This window comes from Pseudohalioglobus lutimaris, assembly GCF_002866825.1.
GTDB classification, from domain to species: domain Bacteria; phylum Pseudomonadota; class Gammaproteobacteria; order Pseudomonadales; family Halieaceae; genus Halioglobus; species Halioglobus lutimaris.
Genome location: NZ_PKUS01000042.1, coordinates 20660 through 38615, shown reverse-complemented (window position 1 = coordinate 38615; position 17956 = coordinate 20660). Strand labels below are relative to the sequence as shown.

At 49.3% G+C, this 17956-nt stretch carries 12 protein-coding genes; all 12 read right to left on the bottom strand.

What is annotated here, in order from left to right:
* Nucleotides 1–687 (bottom strand): ATP-binding protein (locus tag C0039_RS19500; protein WP_207796492.1); only part of this gene is annotated, 687 nt, incomplete at its 3' end.
* Between the two features lie 18 nt (nt 688–705).
* Nucleotides 706–2331, bottom strand: coding sequence for a DEAD/DEAH box helicase (locus tag C0039_RS19495; RefSeq protein ID WP_101519042.1), 1626 nt, complete (start codon nt 2329–2331; stop codon nt 706–708).
* Between the two features lie 163 nt (nt 2332–2494).
* Nucleotides 2495–3358, bottom strand: a complete 864-nt coding sequence (locus C0039_RS19490) for a phosphoadenosine phosphosulfate reductase family protein (protein WP_101519041.1) — start codon at nt 3356–3358, stop codon at nt 2495–2497.
* A complete protein-coding gene (locus C0039_RS19485) occupies nt 3348–6836 on the bottom strand; it encodes a hypothetical protein (RefSeq protein WP_101519040.1) in 3489 nt (1162 codons plus the stop codon). Before C0039_RS19485 ends, C0039_RS19490 begins: the two co-directional genes overlap by 11 nt.
* The gene (locus C0039_RS19480; RefSeq protein ID WP_101519039.1) at nt 6833–7756 is read right to left on the bottom strand and encodes a DUF4007 family protein; all 924 of its coding nucleotides are present in this window, start codon (nt 7754–7756) and stop codon (nt 6833–6835) included. Before C0039_RS19480 ends, C0039_RS19485 begins: the two co-directional genes overlap by 4 nt.
* Nucleotides 7753–7950: a hypothetical protein gene (locus C0039_RS19475; protein ID WP_101519038.1), complete on the bottom strand. Its 198-nt coding sequence runs from the start codon at nt 7948–7950 to the stop codon at nt 7753–7755. The genes C0039_RS19480 and C0039_RS19475 overlap by 4 nt, the downstream gene beginning before the upstream one ends.
* Before the next feature lie 229 nt (nt 7951–8179).
* Complete coding sequence (locus tag C0039_RS19470; RefSeq protein ID WP_101519037.1) at nt 8180–8461, bottom strand: hypothetical protein; 282 nt, start codon at nt 8459–8461, stop codon at nt 8180–8182.
* Entirely contained in the window at nt 8448–9518 is a 1071-nt protein-coding gene (locus C0039_RS19465) for a vWA domain-containing protein (protein WP_101519036.1), read from the bottom strand. Before C0039_RS19465 ends, C0039_RS19470 begins: the two co-directional genes overlap by 14 nt.
* Before the next feature lie 570 nt (nt 9519–10088).
* Nucleotides 10089–11102, bottom strand: a complete 1014-nt coding sequence (locus C0039_RS19460; RefSeq protein WP_101519035.1) for a hypothetical protein — start codon at nt 11100–11102, stop codon at nt 10089–10091.
* Between the two features lie 35 nt (nt 11103–11137).
* Nucleotides 11138–12433 (bottom strand): McrC family protein, encoded by a 1296-nt coding sequence (locus C0039_RS19455; protein WP_101519034.1) that lies wholly within the window; start codon nt 12431–12433, stop codon nt 11138–11140.
* A gap of 9 nt (nt 12434–12442) precedes the next feature.
* On the bottom strand, nt 12443–14545 hold the full coding sequence (locus C0039_RS19450; protein ID WP_207796491.1) for an McrB family protein: 2103 nt from the start codon (nt 14543–14545) through the stop codon (nt 12443–12445).
* Nucleotides 14546–14547: 2 nt separating this feature from the next.
* Complete coding sequence (locus C0039_RS19445) at nt 14548–17949, bottom strand: TM0106 family RecB-like putative nuclease (protein ID WP_101519033.1); 3402 nt, start codon at nt 17947–17949, stop codon at nt 14548–14550.
* Between the last annotated feature and the right edge of the window lie 7 nt (nt 17950–17956).

The following is a 17956-nucleotide window of genomic DNA, read 5'->3' as shown; positions in this document are numbered from 1 at the left end:
ATGTTCTTCATTCACTATATACAGCGAGTTCTTAAGTTCCGCTGATTTGAAGCGGATGGATACCTTCTCCCCATCGAGGTAATACCGATACATGCGCCCAACAACATCCTGTGTATGCTTATATATCGAATTACCAGTCTTCCACTGACAACGGTCGATTTTTGACCACACAACTAAGGTTCCCGTACTAGGGAGAGAGTCTCCTAGAGCAGCCAGGATATCAGCCGGCACTTCCTTTTTTATCGGCTCTGGAATTGACTCGAGATCTCCGCTCTTAATCTCATCAATATCCAAATAGGTATACTTATATTCGCCCGGCTCAGTCCAACTCCAGACATCTACATGCTTACACTGAGAAATGGATGAATTTGGAAGCCCCATTCCAAACTTGCCTATACCTTGAGAGTCTTTTCGATTAACAGAAGCCCCGAACTCTAAAGCTAGGTGTAAGGTTTCAGAATCCATGCCGGACCCATTATCAAGCACACCGATTTTTTCTATTCGCTTTACGGCTCTAGAGGTGGCCGATCCTTCACTACGCTTCTCAAACGTGATTAGCTCTATCCGGTCGGCTCCTGACTGAATACTATTATCAATAAGCTCGGCCAAAGCATGCGCAGCACTGAGAAACCCGTTGTCTCTCATGGAATCAATGGCTACTTGGCCTCGTATAAATGGTCTGTCCATAACTTTATCCTCCTTATCTCAAACTTCGTTCCATAGCGTGTCCCAGTGCATAAAAGCACGAGCCACGCTACGAAATGCGGGGATGTCATCCCTTACAGTGTAAATTTTGCAATTGCGACTGCCGCCGCTCCTCTCGCCCCTCATAGCGCGCCCCGCCATCTGAGAGTACTGAACGAGTGAATCAGTGGGTCTGGCAATAACGGCTACATTAGTTCTCGGAGCGTCAAAGCCCGCAGTGAGTATATTGAAATTGATAAGAACCCTTACCTTGCCCGACGTGTATTGAGCGATCTTAAAACGACGGGTATCCGAATCGTCATTCTTGCTGTCGAGCGAAAATGCGTGTATCCCTCTAAACGCTAACATTGACGCGAGATCTCGCGAGTGTTCAACGCTACAAGCAAATACGATTATCGAACTTCCGCTGGAATACTCGTCCTCTATAACTTCGAGAAGTCGTAAATTTCTACTCTCATCCTCTGATAGCGCTTGCCTAATCTCCAAGTTTCTAGAAGCACTAGAAAATGCATCGGCAAGTACGATCTTTTTGGCGTCGTAATCAATGTTTATGAAATCTGCTTTAGCGAGATAGTTCTGCTCAACCAAGTAGCTTATCGGAGATTCATATCCGGCAACCTGCATCGTTACTTTTGTCCCGTCAAAGAAATCTGACAACTTTTCATCTTCATCACTGGAAACATCCAACTGCCTACCAGGAGTAGCACTTAGCCCAAGAAGAAAAGTGTTGTTTCTAGCACTAGTCATATCTTGAACCGCTTGAGCATATGTCGGTGCTATAGCTTTATGTGCCTCATCGAAAATTATGAGAGTCACGTGTTTCTTAAGCTGCTCGTACAGGATTCGATACTCAGTACTACCTCGAGCCGCATTTAGCTTCTGTAGACCCGCAACCAGAAAACCCTGATCTATGCCTCCTAGCGATATGTTCGTATCCGAGTAGTACGAATAGATCTTCAAATCTCTATTACCTAGACTCTTCCAGGCCTTAGTAAACTCATTTGCTGCTTGCGAACAAAGCTCTGAGGTGTCGGCCAACCACAGCACCAAGCCAGCCTTTTCACGTCTAAGATGCTCAGCTGCAATATTCATTGCAGTCCTAGTCTTGCCGGCACCGGTTGGTAGGTGCAAAAGGCATTTTTTGTCTCCCGACCTCATAAGAGCATCAACTTTCAACACCATTGCTTGCTGATACGGGTATGCGGGATACTCTGGCTCTACTCGTGTCAGTCCGGCTACACTGGACAACACCGAGTCTGCCTCATGCATGCTTTCACCATATCCGAAAAGCGACGCAAATTTTTGGGGCCACCGATGAGACAGATCAATCAGAGCCTGGTAGCGATCTAGCTCAACTGCGATTTCAATGTCGTCTGAATAGTCGGCAATAAATAATGATAGAGCTTGCTCGACTTGCTCCTCACTCATCCGATCGATGAGTTTTTCTCTCATCGATGGGTCAACAAAGAATTCATGACCGTAAAGCGTAAGAACAGCGTCGACTAAAGTATCTTTGCTGACCTCCTCGCTTGTAGTGGCCTCGTAGATTCCGAGGATAGTTCCGCCCAAAAAGCTCGAAAGCTCTCCCACGGAGTATCTTTCCAGAATATTTTTGAGTTCAAGCATAGAACTAGGAGTCCACTTATCGATTGAAAGTCGAGAACATTGCTTTCTGGGCTTAAACTGCCTCCAATATTCCCTAGATACATAATCCGCTGAAATTAGCGCGCAGGGTATTGCCGATTACGTCATTTTCAAGACACAACGCGACATCGACTGAAATTGCGATCTAGAGGCTGCAAATAAGGCAGGACTGGTCCTCAGGATCCTCATCGTCTTCTTGATACCTCAGTATGTCCTGCCACTTTTGCGTGGTTGTACTAGCAAGAATCCCCTGCTCCTTTTCCCGTTTTTCCGCTCGAGCGACAAGCTCTTCCAGCGAACCTTGTGAAGACCATGTATAACCCATACCGCCTGCGTCGGACTTACCTATCTCCCAGTCATACCTTTCACGCTTTCGCTGCTCGTAGTCTTTTGCCTGCTCAAACAGCTCTGGATGGTTACGTTTAAGGCCTAGCCACTCTGACTGTCGCTGGAAAAAGCAAAAATAACACCCCGATCGTGATCTCCATTGGTAGTAATCCGGTATTCCTACTGTGTCTGATAAGAGCTGGAACACATCATCGCGAATGATTCCATCCTCAACAAACGGGAAAACAGCCTTGATTGTTTCCTTTTGACTGATATACCCCTCGCGATCTTCATCTGCTCGGATACCTATGTAGCTCACCACTAGATCGTCACCAACGAACTGCTCAAATGGGCGTATCTTCATCTCACGAGTACACCAGCGCTGCTTTGCTGAGGGAAGAAAACCGTTGTAAACCTGAAGCCAATGATCAAAATCTTTGCCACTGCTAAGGCGAATGATTTCTTTACCTAAATACGCCTCGAGCCTATCTAGAAAATCATAGACCTCCTTCAATTCGGCACCGGTGTCCGAGAAAAAGTACTCTACTTTTTCATGTACTTCGGGGTACTTGTCCTTGATGTATATTGCCAAGGCAGCGCTATCCTTGCCGCCAGAAAGGCCAAGAACATGGCGCGCATTGGGTATATTGATGGCTTCTTGATAGCTAATTTTATTGGACACCCTTCACCTTCCTGTTTTTTGTCACTTTCTTTTCTTTAGGTTCTGATTTCACTTCCTGGTACTCATTTAAGAACTCATCTACTAGCTCAGCTAAGATCGCCAATTTGAGCTCTTTATCGGAATGCTTGTCTAATTTCTCTTTAAGCTCATGCTTAACATCCTGGATTGCCTCATGTCGCGCTTGGTCTATCGCAACAACTTCGTCTATCGGCTCCTGACCCTTTTTTAGCGATTTAAGCAGGATTACCTGGAAGTCGCCCTCATACTTGCTCGCATTTTTGTCGTAGTGCAGCCTAAGCGTTTCTAAGTCGAGAATCCGTTTGGCAAAGTCACTAAGCTTTACTTCTGCCTCTGCTCTATCTGCATCGCTCCACTTCGATGAAGGCTTATGGCCCAAGAACATCAAGATGTTTTCTAGCCATTCATCATCACTACCGGTACGTTTCGACACGCGCTTGATAAACGCCCTTAACCCATCAACATCAACGGTGTATTGCTCTAACCCTTCATATCTTCCGATAGACTTTTGACGTAGCTGCTCCAAAGAAAGGTCATCACTCATATGAAAAGCTTGAGCGAGCAATTTCTGCTGCCCTTTGACCATGTCGCTGTATGCGTACCTAAGCTCCTTTAGCGCTTCCTGTAAGGCATTCGCAAATCCCTCCAATGATCCACTGTCATCACCAAGCGCGTGCTCAAACCCAACTGCTTTTGGGAGGTCTTCAAAAAGAAGTCTTTCAGGAGACTTCGCCAGCTTGAAAGCATCTCGCACAGCCTTAGCTTCTTTGGAGAGCTGGCTACTACGAGTCTTGAGTGTGTATTCCTCCAATCCACCGATGTGCTTGGCTAGCGGTCTAGCGAGCTGAATAATAGTTTTCTCCCTGTCATCGTTGAACAGCGTCTTATACTGCTCATAAATCGAGGCTCGAAGTCCAACTATTCGGAATCGCTGAACAGCAAATTCGTCAGGTCTCTTTACAAATCGATCAAGCATGTCCTCTGTAAAGTTAGGCCGATACTGACGATTCTCATAGATCGCAAGCTCTTGCTGATACACGCAATACACGGCGATGTATAGAATTGGCAATATTCCTGCCTTGACTCCATATGGAGGCGCCATTAGTTCATTATTTAGCTCGGTAAAGGGCTTCGGTGACTCTTCAGTTTCGTCCAGAAACTGATCTATTCTCTGCCAAACCGCATAGAACGGCGTTCTCTTTGCAGGGGCAGTAAACTCCCATTCGTTCAGACTGGTTTCCTGGTGAAGCTTCGTTTCCATCAAGATGGAACGATAGATCGCCTTCTCTGGAGGAAATTTCTCTATCCCGAGGTCTGTTTCTTGAGGAGAAGTTATCATTGCGTACAGCAGTTTGATCCTGCCTGCATTCGCCTGAGAAGAGGGCTTGTCTCGATTGACAAGCTCATTGTGTAGCTCAGGAGCCTTGCAGTAGACTTTTTCAAGCACCGCGGATAACTGCTCCTGGAACTCCCGCTTATTTGTAAGGGGAAGAGTCTTAGACCTGTGGTACCAATCATTGTCCTGTGGCGATTCTAGAATCTCAGTGAGTAAGATCGACTGAGCGTGCTCGGCGGCAGTTAACCTATCTTCAAATTCACGTTTCGCCACCGGGTCAGAGGCCAATTCCTGCCGAGTAGCCCCAACATGCCTTAGCGCGATCACCTCAGCGGTTGATTCGCGAAGCTGTGAGCCATTCTTACAAATAGCCACAATATCAAGATCTGAAAAGTAGCTCGTAACTTCTTCGAAGAAGATCTTTTCGTCATCTTGAGCTGCCGCCAAAAACAGTACAATTCTCGGCATGCTCGAGGAGCTAGGAGTAGACCTAAAACTCCGCGCATCGACAAACATAGGCGTGAAGTAACGTAACGCGCCATTTCTAATCGTATAGCGCCGGGCTACCAACGGCTGCAGACTGCTTTCATTATTTAATGTATCAGCAAGCTCGAACTCTCCAATGTGATTCAGGCCATCATGGAGAGCTTCCTCTAGATCAAAGTCGCTGCCTTGCCATACACGGTACTCACCGCTAAATTTCCTATAGGTGACCACCGAGGCAGCCAGCAGTGACTTAAGGCTTTTATCAACCTGGGAGCTACCATCCAGACACAACTCCAATATCGCTTTCGACGGTTTTAGGCCTCCTTTGGCACCAATGATATTCATAATACCGATGGTCTTTAGAAGTGCTATATCCGCTGAGGTTGCGTCTCCTAATCGCTCTAAGGAAGTAACAACTTCAGCCCACCTTCTGTGCGTAGCATAATCGCTCAAAGCTGCCGACTGATTAGCTATAAAGTAGTCAAATAAATGATATGGCTGGACGCAATCATCGACAGAGTCGAGCTGCCCGAGCATGTCACTCAACCCAAATTCTTCATGGCTGCCTAAGTAGCTAAATAGAGTTCGTTCATTCTGCGCAATCTTCTGGCATAAGAGTGGCAGGAGCAAAGCACTTACTGGGTGTAGCGGGTAGCATGATTGAAACAACTTAACTGCTTCGGTCCGCTTAAGTGCGGCAGGTAAAGCGTTGCTGGCCGACAGCACATCAACATAATTGACTATCGACTTCTTAAGACTTCCTTTTTCCGCGCGACTGAAATCATGCTTGAAGGCGTTAGAAACCACACGCAGAACCTGTTCAGAAGACTCAATAAACGGTACTTCTTCAAAGCGGCCCTGTACTTTTGACCATTCATTTTTCAGATTCTCGCCCAGCCCTTTGGCGTATTGCTCGAAAGACTGGTGCAGCATTACGAAAAGGAACAGATTACATGCATTTCCCGCACAGGCATGTTCTGCTAGTGACTGCAAGAGATAGATGTCATTTGCACCGTAATGTCGAGCTTCGTACTCGAGGAACTTGCCTAGTTCATCAATGATTAAAACGACACCGCAGTAACCAAGTTTTCCCAGCGCAATTTGCGCCTCATTAACAAATTCTATGGTTTCTGAAACACTAATCTCGGGACTGCTTAGTATTGCTGAAAGCTTTGAGAATATCGGTGGCCGTTTACCGCGACGTCCGGACCAGGCTTCGTCAATCGAGTGCTGGAAACCAGTAAGGATTCTCCTAGCCATCGGCTCTGGGGCACCGGTAACCAGTACTTTGAGCATTCCTTTTGAGTTTGCCAATCCCGCCTCAACGCGCTCCTGAAGCTTCGGGTCCGTGGCTTCGAGCTTGCCTTGGGCAATTTTGCTCAACTTATCACTCGGATTAGAGAGCAAGTCAGAAGCAAATACTGAGAACGAGGACTTTCCGGAACCGTAAGGGCCGATTAGCGACCATGCCCGAGGCGCTTGCTTCTCATGGAAAGCAGAAGCCACCCTCTCCAGAGTCCGAATAGCGCGCGACGTAGGGATATATGCTTCCAGCACTTCGACGGAACCTTGATCACGTTCAAGATTAACGGAACGAGTGTAATGAGTATTAACCGAAACTTTCCCGTGCATAGTCATGCTGCTTCTCCCTGCTTTGAGCATGAGTAGTGCATATGCAGATATTCCATAGGGTCGATTGTTTTCATCAAGTAAAGCTGATGAATTCCGGCCGTTTCATTAATCTGGAAAACTGCTGGGATGTACTCTGTGAGCTTTTCTAGTTTCGTGAGCAAATCCACTTCAGTTAGCCGAAATACAGCACCAATAGCCGGGAACTCATCGCGACTGTACATCAGGTCTTCGATAGGGATGATGTCAGTACCTTTTGCAGCAAAAAGCTGCGTAATTGCGTATCCAATCACACCTATCGGTAAGCCAGGTCTTGGGCCCGGTTTAGACTGAAAGCCCCTCTCGCCAACCATTTGAGTCACTAGCCTTAACATCGCCAGAGGAGAATCAAGCGCCTCTTCGATTGGCATATGCTTATGGAGCTTACTCTGCGTATACATCCTTGGAATTAAGCTGGCATCACTCTTCAGCGTGCTAACGGCAGGCCGCTTAATATCTTTGACTTGATCATTTACAAAATCCGAAAGCGCAGTTTGGATCTCCTGGGCTGTGAATTCCGGCTTGTGATATCGATTGAAGAACCAGTACCAAGCTGTCGCTTGCTCAGGGTTACTGACCAACAACCAATGGAGAAGCCAGATCGTTGCCTCGTCCTCGAGGTACGGGTCATACCCTTTATTACGGCTAAAAAGGTCAGTACCTAATTGGGTGACCTTGAATGAATTAGGTTCAACCAGTTGAAATGCACGTAGCCAATAGCCAATAGATTCAACCATGTTTTTTCCGACACCCAGCTCTGCCACCGCGTCATCTTTACGCAGAATGTCTGGATTACTTTTCACTGCTTGAAAGCCCTTCGACAACCACCCATACCGCACCGCAAAGGTTTGATGACGACCAAAGGCGACCTTATTATTTACAAACTTCATTTTTCACCTCCTTGTTGGTCTTCTGCATCACTGAAAGCCAGCTTCAGCTGCTCTCTATCAGCCAGAAACTCTTGGGCGTTATCCAGAAACCACGCCTTCAAATTTAAGCCCTCTTTTCGAAGAGCCGCGTGAAGCTCTTGCTTCAGATCCGGCTCAATTTCGATGACGATTCGACCGCTATTTCCAATACTCATGGACAGTGCCTATGTAACATTACATATGTCACATAACATATCACGGCCGCACACCGATCGGTATCGCTGACAACCACATTTATCATGCCGACGGGCATGACGTGTATGATTTGTATACACGCCAGCCGATCAAGTGGTCGAAGGGCCGTAAAACAGTCATTATTTCAGCCGGATTACATCGACCACACTCCAAATCAGCCCAACATCCCTGTCAGGCAACCCGCTATGGCTAGTCGCGCCGATCCATCCGCTTCCCCTGCTCGCGCTTCTTTCTCAGATACCCGGCTTTGCTGGTTTCTAGGTCCAAAGAGTAGCTACGGTAGTCTTCATCATGCTCAGCTAGGCGATGGCTCATCTTCCGGGACATATACATCGCCTCTTTGGACATACGGTCGCGATCACGGCGGTGGGCGTAGCGCTTAAGGGTTTGCAGCGCCTCCTTTACCCAGGCGTTGTCGCCAGCCTCTTCCTCGGCTTGGGCCACCAGTTGGTCAACTTCATCCCCAGTCACGCAGCAGCGCAGCTTCTCGTACCTGGGTTTGCAGCTGTGCCACACGAATTTCCTGCAACCGGCCCGTGACCCGGTCATCCACACTAATTGCCGCCCAGGCTGTTGCATCCACCCTGGGAAGCCGAAGCGTGTAAGAACGAGTGTCGGGAGCGTCGGATTCAACGTCGACATAGCTCAGGAATGCTCGCAATATCTCGATGTCACCTGTACCAAGATCTGTAGGCACATCGTCTGATACTGATAGCTTCACCAACGCCCATGCCTCACCCTCGTAGGCCAGATCCGGCATCTGCCAGGTGGTATCCGTCAGGTGCCGGTAGTCGTTCAGCAGCTCAAATGTCACGCCAATTGGCGCCGATAGCGTCAGCTTGACCTGGCGAGCACATAAGGCGGACATCAGTGAGAATTCCTCCTGGAAGGGATCCAACAAGTCCTCGGCGGATTCACCGTAATAGCTCTGCCCGGAACCCGACTTCGCCATTTCAACCATCAATTCTTCGTTGAAGTGGTGGCCCAGGCCGTATGTGGACGTACTCACACCCGCTTCCACCATTTCCGCACAGCGTTGAGCGATCAAATCCACCTCGGTCAGGCCATTGTTGGCACAGCCATCTGATAACAGAAGCACCCGTGACAGATATTCCCTTTCAGCCGCGATAAGGCATTGCTTGGCACCCTCTTCCCAGCCACTGTACAGATTGGTCGAGCCCCCGGAATGGATACCGGCGATAGCGCGTTTGATCCCAGCTTTATCGCTCACCTGCGTGGAAGGCACCAATACGTCCACGCGATTGTCATAAACAACCAGCGAGACCCGATCCCGGCTATCCAGCTGATCAACGATGTAGGCAGCGCACCGCTTTGCCTCTTCTAAGGGCTTGCCGCTCATAGATCCCGAACGATCGAGCACCAGGGAGAGGTTCAGGGGCATCCGGTCATTATCACGGCCCGCCGGGCGTGAAGGAGCCTGCGCCCGTACCAGGGCATAGACTTCCGTGTTGTGGCCTGCCATCACAGCGGAGCGCTGGGGCAGAATGTCGAACTTGATATCAGTCATAGTATTCCCATATTTTTCAATGCGTTAGCTTTCTATTCCGTTCGCCTTTTCGTTTTAACAGGCAAGGCTTGGCCGAGGGCCCTATTTCAATGCTCCTGGCCCTTTCAGATTTCATTTTTGAAGCTTTTTCGTCTAGTTCCCCACGCTTTGCGGGGATTCTGTGACGTCTGGCCTGCGAAATTATTCCGATTTGGTGGTCGTTCGCCCGTGTGGCGCTGACTTGTTTCGCAGAATGTGTATTTTAGTCGCCTTTGACGACATGTTTAGAGTGTATACATATACACGTACAGTTTTCGAGCACACCACCAGCCCCATCACCGGAAACAATCGCGTTATACCCGAGAAAACCTGGCGGCCAGTTCCGGATGCCTCATCTGAAATTCCGCCATCTTACGAAGAAGGGCAGCAACCCATGGGCCGATCTCTGCTTTTTTTACCAAGCGCGTTAGAGCTCTAAATTCCGGGTGATGCGGCGGCAAATCAGGCACTTCAAGCGGGTCAGCATTTCCTCGGGTGCCCATGCGCCAGGCCGCCATCGGCTCGAGTGGTGCCAAAGAGCTAGCCGAGTTGTCATTCGAATACCGCTAATAGATCCCGCGCCTCGGCTTCTGATGCGGTGAAGCAGTCTGTCATCGCGGGGTTCTTCTTGTGAGGCCGCGAACCCTCCGGTAACACGACCCCGCCCAACAAGCTATTTAGGACTACCAGGGTTAGCTTTGAACTCTTTAGCTCCAAGCGAGCGTTTCGCGTACCTGAAGTATCCCACCAAACGAATCGCCTTGGGTTTACTGTATATCTGCCGCGGTCGTTCGAAGATTCTAGGCCGCTCAAATCAGTAAGAAACGAATGCGTAATGGAGCCAGACTTTGCAAACTTAAGCGCATGAGCGGCTGCGGGTTTCAAAGATGAAAACTCGACAGTTTCATTAGATCCGGCAGCAGCCCAAGACTGCGAGGCAAGGTCGCTAATGTAGCGATGAATTGGTGCCAACTCCCCCATGGTGTCTTCCATAATCTCAAGGGCGACTGCGGTAGACTCCGGCACTTCATCCCAAAGTTTGTGGATTACATTTAGGTGTGGAGAAACCTGCATTTCAAGCTTCTGGAGATCTTTGCTCTTCGTTACGACTTGCCGTGCTCTACCTTTAAAAGACTTTGATTCATCTAGGCATCCCAGTGCTTCCTCTAAGGTCGTCCTCCATGTATCAGAATCCATCGCAGAGAGTGGTATTGCCTCCCCCAAGATTTGCTCCTCGATGTCGAGCTTAGACTGCGCCTGCCACGCGTCTCGCTTAAACCGAACAATCGGGTCGATCTGCATCGACTCCAGGCCTGCAAACTCTAAGATTCCCAAACTAGTCAACTCGGCCTGGATAAAACTGGCAACAGGCCAGCCTTCATACCTCATACCCTCTAGATTGATACTGAAATGAGCTGCACCTGTCGTTCTCTCTGTCCAAAAATTCCACTGTACACCGCGGTTTCCGTCTGATGCTCCTCGTCTAGGAGCCCCCGGCCGGCCGAAGAGCACTGGATCAGGAACCAGTTGCTGGAAGGCATCTAAGGTAAGATCAAACGGGTTCATGATTACGTTGCTTCTTATCGATATACATTTAACGCCTACCGTTCACTCAGGTTTTCTAAGGCTCCTGAATAGCCTTCGCTCAAAATGAGCCTTCCCGTATTGAGATCAAAGGGGAGAACCCAGAGCTTGAGACCTTTATCGAACTCAAACGCTTCGAGTGCCACACTAAATCTTTCGTGAGATGGATAGATCAATACTAGCTCGCCTTGGCCATTCATATATTTCATCCCATAGGCAAACATCTGGTAGAAATCTGCCTGGCTCAGCCCATACTTTTCTCTACCCGCGCCGAGAGCACTGTCCACCAGCTTCCATTTTGTATCTAGCACAGCAACTCGCAAACTGCCATCAGTCAGTAAACCATCTGGCCGCAGCTGAAACATGCCATTAGAACGATGTGTCACCAAGTATTCCGATGCCGCTTGCAATACCAATCGCTGCCCTCGTGGCAGACAACTAGCAATACATTTGAATACGTATTCCTCGTAGAGCTTCTCCATGGGGAACAAGAGGGAAACGCCATGATGGCCCCCTGCAGAAAAAACTGGGGCTTCATAGCTCAATATCAGCTTAATCCAGGGTAACAGCGGCTGATAGTGGCTCATTCCACGATCCGCTCTCCACTTCCGGAGGTCAGAAGGATAGTTTGTGCTCTCGGGAACTTCTTCAAATACGAAAAGCAACTCTCGACAAAGGCGCTTATTATCGATCGATGCAGACCATCGGTTCAGCCTCAACAAACACGACTTCAGTAGCCTATTCTCGGGCCTATCGGTTATGTACTGATCGTACTCCACAAAGAACTTATGCTCGGTCCCAGGCCGGGCCCGCATCTGCTTCGCTACCTGTAACTGTCCTTTCAGGAAACTTGATCGTTCCTCTCTGCGAACATAATCGCGCTTGATCCCAGATCTCACCAAGTTTGTGTATTTTTTGAGCACCAGCCTGGTGAGCGCTTCCAACCAATTATTGCTTAACGTGGATACATCACTTTCGTTGAGCTCTTGTGGACTAACATCGGTCACCCGATGCAGCATTTTCCACAGCAATCTTCTCGCATCCAAATGAGACTGTGAGACTGAACTCGTCTTTGGCAGTATCTCTAACTGCTCACCTCGATTGATACCAAGAACCCCGACGTAATTAAGAGCTTGCAGGGTCTCGTTATTATTTCGCTTGGATAACCTAAGCAGAGGCTTGTCTGTCTCCTGTGCGGTGAGCGCGATCTCCTTGAGCTGGGCGTAAGATGCAGGGGAAACTCGCACGTAGTCCAGTCCTTCCGATTCACCATGGGTACCTAAATGGCCGTATTCTCGGACGGTGTATTGCACACTAACGCCCTAGACCTGGCTGGCGTATATCCCTATATACGCCGATGGATCAAGTAGTGAGCGACTGGACTTCTGGTAAACTGTACCCACTTGAGCACTAGAGTTGCCTAGTATTCTAGAGACGTCCGCCTCGTCGAACTTTGGCTCCACAAAGCTGGATAATTCTGTCCCGCTTTTACTCAGAACTTGCTGAATCCTTTCCCAGTCATCGAAGAAATATTCCTCTAGCAAGGGGATCACTTGGTCACCCATAATTTCCGCAAGTCTTTCTATCGTTGGCTCTGAAGCGAGCGGCAAAAAGTAACTATGCCCAATCCTGTGCTCACGGTCATAGATCAATTCAATTCTATCGTTGATAGTCCCCAAGAGCCTGCCGATATCTATACCTTCCACGGTAATATCAGCTAGAAGGCTGAGGTCTGGGGGTGTTTCTATAAATGTGAATCTCCGCCTAAGGGCTGTATCCACATGTACCAATGAACGATCCGCTGTGTTCATTGTGCCGATTATGTAGAGGTCGGCAGGTACACTAAATTTTTGCTTGGAGTACGGCAATGTGACTTCGGTAGATTCCGCCGCTCCAGCGCGTTTTGATGGCTCGATCAGAGTAATCAATTCACCGAATATACTCGCGATGTTGCCCCTGTTAATTTCGTCAATTATCAATACACGTCGCCCATTGGGTACAGTTACATCATCAGGCCCGGTAGAGTCCCCAGATATCATCCTTTCAACCAGCTCGTACAGGATTCCTGGATAGCCGTTAACAATGAACTTCTCAAGCTTCGAATCCGTTTTCTCGAAGACTCTTTTTTCCTTAATATCGTCGGTCGTTATTTCTCCCCTTGCTACGCTCGCAGCAAGTTCTTCTAGTAGACTCTTATCGAATGATACGATAGATCCCGTGCGAGCCACGAAGATTCTAACCAACTCGTTGCCAACAAATCGAATCTCGTACCTACCTCCAGACAACTGGATTCCCGCCTCAAGCGAGGAGCTATCTAAAGACCGAACCGCCGGCATGCAAAGCCTCTTGAACACACCGTCCTCAACCGTGTATTGAATCCGGCCATCTTCCGTGGACGCCTTTAGCCCCTCCACGAAATCTTCGTAACTAAAGCTCTGGTGAAAGGTTACGAACTCTACTTGGCCACTAGACGAAAGGCGCTCGAAGCGCGCTCGAAGCGCCGACCGATCGCTACGATTTTCCGACAAAAATTCTGGATCGAGGATCTCCAGTGTCTTCTCAACGGTCGAATACGTTTTACCCGTACCTGGGGGGCCATAAAGAATCTGGTTTAAGTACACGGTTGGCTCCTCTATCGAATTTCTTTCTCTTTCTACTGGGCTAACGCTGCCAAAGCCCAGGGAATATTCTCCCGGCGACTCTAACTTAACGATTTTTGCGGTATCGCCAGGCTTAAGCGCCAATTCACTAAATAACTGGTAAAACCTCGCTCGTATGCGGCCTCCTTTGCCACTTGGCGAGCGAATATCGGTCCTGACTGACTCACCATTCGGAAGCAGCAAATTGAATTCTCTGCCGACATCGCTTTGCTTTGCACCGCCCAAGTAGGCGCTGTCAAAGATCTCCTGGTCACTTGGTATTGGTATATAACCGTTGTCTACCGCACCGCTAGTTAGCTCAATAACGAGGACGTTACTCTCACCATTCATTAAATCGATTACCTTATCTATATCGACACCGAGGTCATTACCAACATAAGCGCCCCAATCAGACCGGAGGGCCGCGACTATTTTTGAAGACTCTGGTGAAGTGATTCTAGGTGGGCGGGCGTAAAGCCCCCCAAAGATATTCTCCTCAGAGTAGTAATTCGGATTATTGAGCGCATCGCTCGTAAGAGCCCCATCACTCAGTCTATAAGCCAGGGTCGTGTAGGTATTGAGCACCCTCCGAGCTTCATCAATGCCTCGTCCCAGGGCGTTGAAGATAATGTGCAGGGCGTTAGCAGCATCCTTCTTACTAACACCGGCCCGACTGAAAAGCTCCCATGCCTCAAAATTGCCCCCCCCAAATCGCTCGTCGACGATGGGGTCTCTTACGAAATCCTTGAATCTCTCCGTACCCATATAGTCCTCTCGATTGTTCACTTCTACTGATCCAAGGCCGGATAATTTTTTAATCGATTGAACAGATTATATACCCTCATATCTTGGAGTTTTGCTGGGTTACCTTCGAGCAAGGTGTTGGATGCTACAACAATCGCGAGAGCCTTGGCTCTCGATATGGCGACATTCAATCGATTCTTGTTAAGGAGAAAATTCACGCCGCGTGCAGAGTCAGCTGCGACACTCGCAGTCATAGAGACAATCACGACAGGGGCCTCCTGCCCTTGAAAAAGGTCAACCGTACCTACCCTTGCTAGATTTCCGACCCTCTTTTTGAGTTCGTTGACCTGGTAATTAAAAGGAGCCACCACAAGGATATCTTCAGGAGTGAGCGGCTTCTGAATACCCTTCTTGTCGACCCAACTGGACTCATGAAGGGATTCCACAATTGGCGCGATTAAATCGACCTCTTCCTGGCTCGCCTGCTTGTTTCCGGAATGTGCTGTCTCCAGATAACGAATTCCCGTGCCCGCACCCACCGACTCACGCCGGCTCCCCGCCAACTGTATTTCCTGACAGTCACAAGCAGGATCATTACCAAGGCGGCCACTGTATATGGCATCACTTATGAAGCCGTTGACGCCTTTATGCATGCGGTAGGTTCTGTTTAAGAAGACTCCCTTTTCGGGTGGTACCGTAGGGGTGTCCTGCAGGAAATAGTCCAGAATTGAGCAGGCGCTGTCGCCAGGGTGGGTAACCTGTATCGGCTGGGGTAATTGCATCTGGTCACCCAGGCAGACGATGCTCCTTGCCTGGGTGCTCATGGCGGCCAATTTTGCGAGTGAGACTTGCCCGGCTTCATCCACAAAGAGATAGTCGACTTCAGCTCCCGAAGTTGAAAACCCCCAGGCCGTTGCCCCTATTACGCAACCGTCTTCCGCAAGTCCACCCCATATTTCTCGACTGGACTTGATGTGCGACCAGGGGTATTTATCGAAAATATCGCTTTCTTCAGGCTGGACCTTGGTAAACGGAAAATCATCCCCAGCCTCACTGCACAATAGGTATGTCGCTATCAATAGATTATCGATAGCTTTATGGCTATTTGAGGTAACGCCAACGCTCTTACCATTCTTAAGCAGCCAGTGGATCACATGGGAAGCGGTGTACGTTTTCCCCGTACCTGGCGGCCCCTGCACCGTAACGATCGAGTCATCAAGCTTAGCTACTACCTCAATAATCTGATCGAGCTTTTCACCGTCGGACTTGGTTTCCACAGCAAGCAGAAGCTGTGGATCTACATCTGGTAGCTGGCGAAGCAAAAATTCCTTCAATGGCTTATTCAATTGGCGATTCTGGAGGAACTGCTCACCAATCGCCTGGATGGCCTTATCAATGCTGCCAGGACTTACAAAGTCGTAGGCGATGACATCGATCACCTCGGGTGGTTCGTACTTGCGAGTCAGCTGCAAAATTCCAGCCTCCGAATCAACCAGATGCACGCTAGCCGACTTATCTTCTATATTCAGGATGTGAACTGACTTAAATCGTCTGTTCCTGAACTCCTGATTGGTATCAAATCGATACTCGTAAGTCAGGTTCCGCGCTCTCTCACTTTTCAGAAATGGCTCTCTATCCGTTCGTCGGCATCCGGCCAGACAGTCTGGATCGTCATATAGCTCATTAAATGACATGCCAGATCTCTCAAAATATCGCCACCATACAGGCTTATTTTCACGTGTGTGGAACAACACCAGATGCGCGAGTTGCTTGGCAAGGAACCTGTCTTCCTCGGTCTCGGATTCCGAATCCGCTACCGTGAGTAATGCCTTTTCCAGCAGCTCGAGCTCCGTCGGCTCAGGTTCTACTGGAGGATCCTCAGCTCCATCCAGCGGCTGATATTCGATGCCCGCCTCAATCTGTGTACTTCTTAGCCAATCGGCCAACTCCAGGGTCGAATTGCAATCATCTATGTTGTATTGACGGATGCCATTCAGGACCTCAGAGGATTTCCAGTCATCCCCGTCCGGCGCCTCTCGCCACTGGGCATAAACAACGACCGATTCACCACCTGTAGCCACATCAGTTTCACGCTTACCACGGTACAGATGCTCGATATTCTTTATAGAGTAACCAGGCTCCCCTACAACAAGCCCCTGTAGCACCACCCTATAAAGGTCAATAAATACGCCGTGCCGTAAAAGCTGGTCTACCTCGAACTCACAGACTCCGTAGCGCCCCATGAGTCGCTTGCACGCACTGACCTCGTAATGGCCATAGTGATAAATATGCATGCCTGGATTGTCGAGCCAACGCTGGTAGGCCCACTGAATGAAATCAGTAAAGGCCCGCATCTCTTGGGTATGATCATGAGCCCAGCGCTCCCAGAAGCTGCGCTCACCCCGATCATCAAGGAATGCACAGCCCCAGAGATACTCTAATCCTCCCTCCTCCAACGGAAAGCCCTCGAGATCCCAGAACAGGTCCGCAGCGTTCGCTGGAGGGAGGCCTGCCAGACCATTTCTCTTGGGTCCGTTAGCAGAGCGGATCTCCCATTCGGTGGTACCAGCCTTCTCTGAACGTAACTGAATCGCCGCCTGACTCTTCAACGTCGCAAAAATTTCTTCATGGAGTTTTGGCACTCTCTCCACAGAGGTAGCTGCCAGTCCCGACAAGGTGCTGATACCTGCGGCCTCGAGTTTCGAGATCTGGTTTCGGGTGATATTGGCGACTCTGGAAAGGTGGTCCTTCTGCTGCCGCAGGTTTTCCACATATTCCGTCCACTCGCCATGCTGGGCATATTGGAACGGGTCGGGCATTACGTCTGCGTCGAACTGCGCTTGCTGCTCCACAAATTCAGATTTCTTCGCCTGATAGTAGCGGTAGTAATCACCGAGCGTGAAATCCACTTCTTCGTTAGTTCCCAGTACGACAGTAGCAGTATCGGGTAGCCAACCCTGCATCGCTTCCAGCATCTCGCTGTAGCAGCACAGTTGGATGACAAAATAGGGCTTCATCTCCTTGGCTAGCTTCGTGTCCCAGGCTACATAGGCATGGCCCCCAAGCTCGGAAGGTTGGTCGACCTTGATGAGGAAATCGGCATATCCTCGAAACGGGCGTTTCTCTAGACAAGCCTGGAAGATCACATCGGCCCCCTGCGCCATCGCCGCCCTGGTTTGATCTAGCTTCGCGACATCATCCAAATCATCATTAATAGTGATCACGTCGCTGTATCGAGACTTTAGGGTCTCCAGAAAATTCGCCTCGTGCTCCAACCCCTTGCCGGCGAGGTGGGCAAGTAAGGGGTCTTCTGGGTCTTTCTCGATGCCAGAATCCGGCACCTCTAGTCGATGCCTGGCCATCCACGATGCAAATGGGGAATCGATGTAGCGCGTCAGGTCGGACGGGCTGCAGACCAGCTCTGATGTAATTAAATCTCGTTTCATTTGGTCA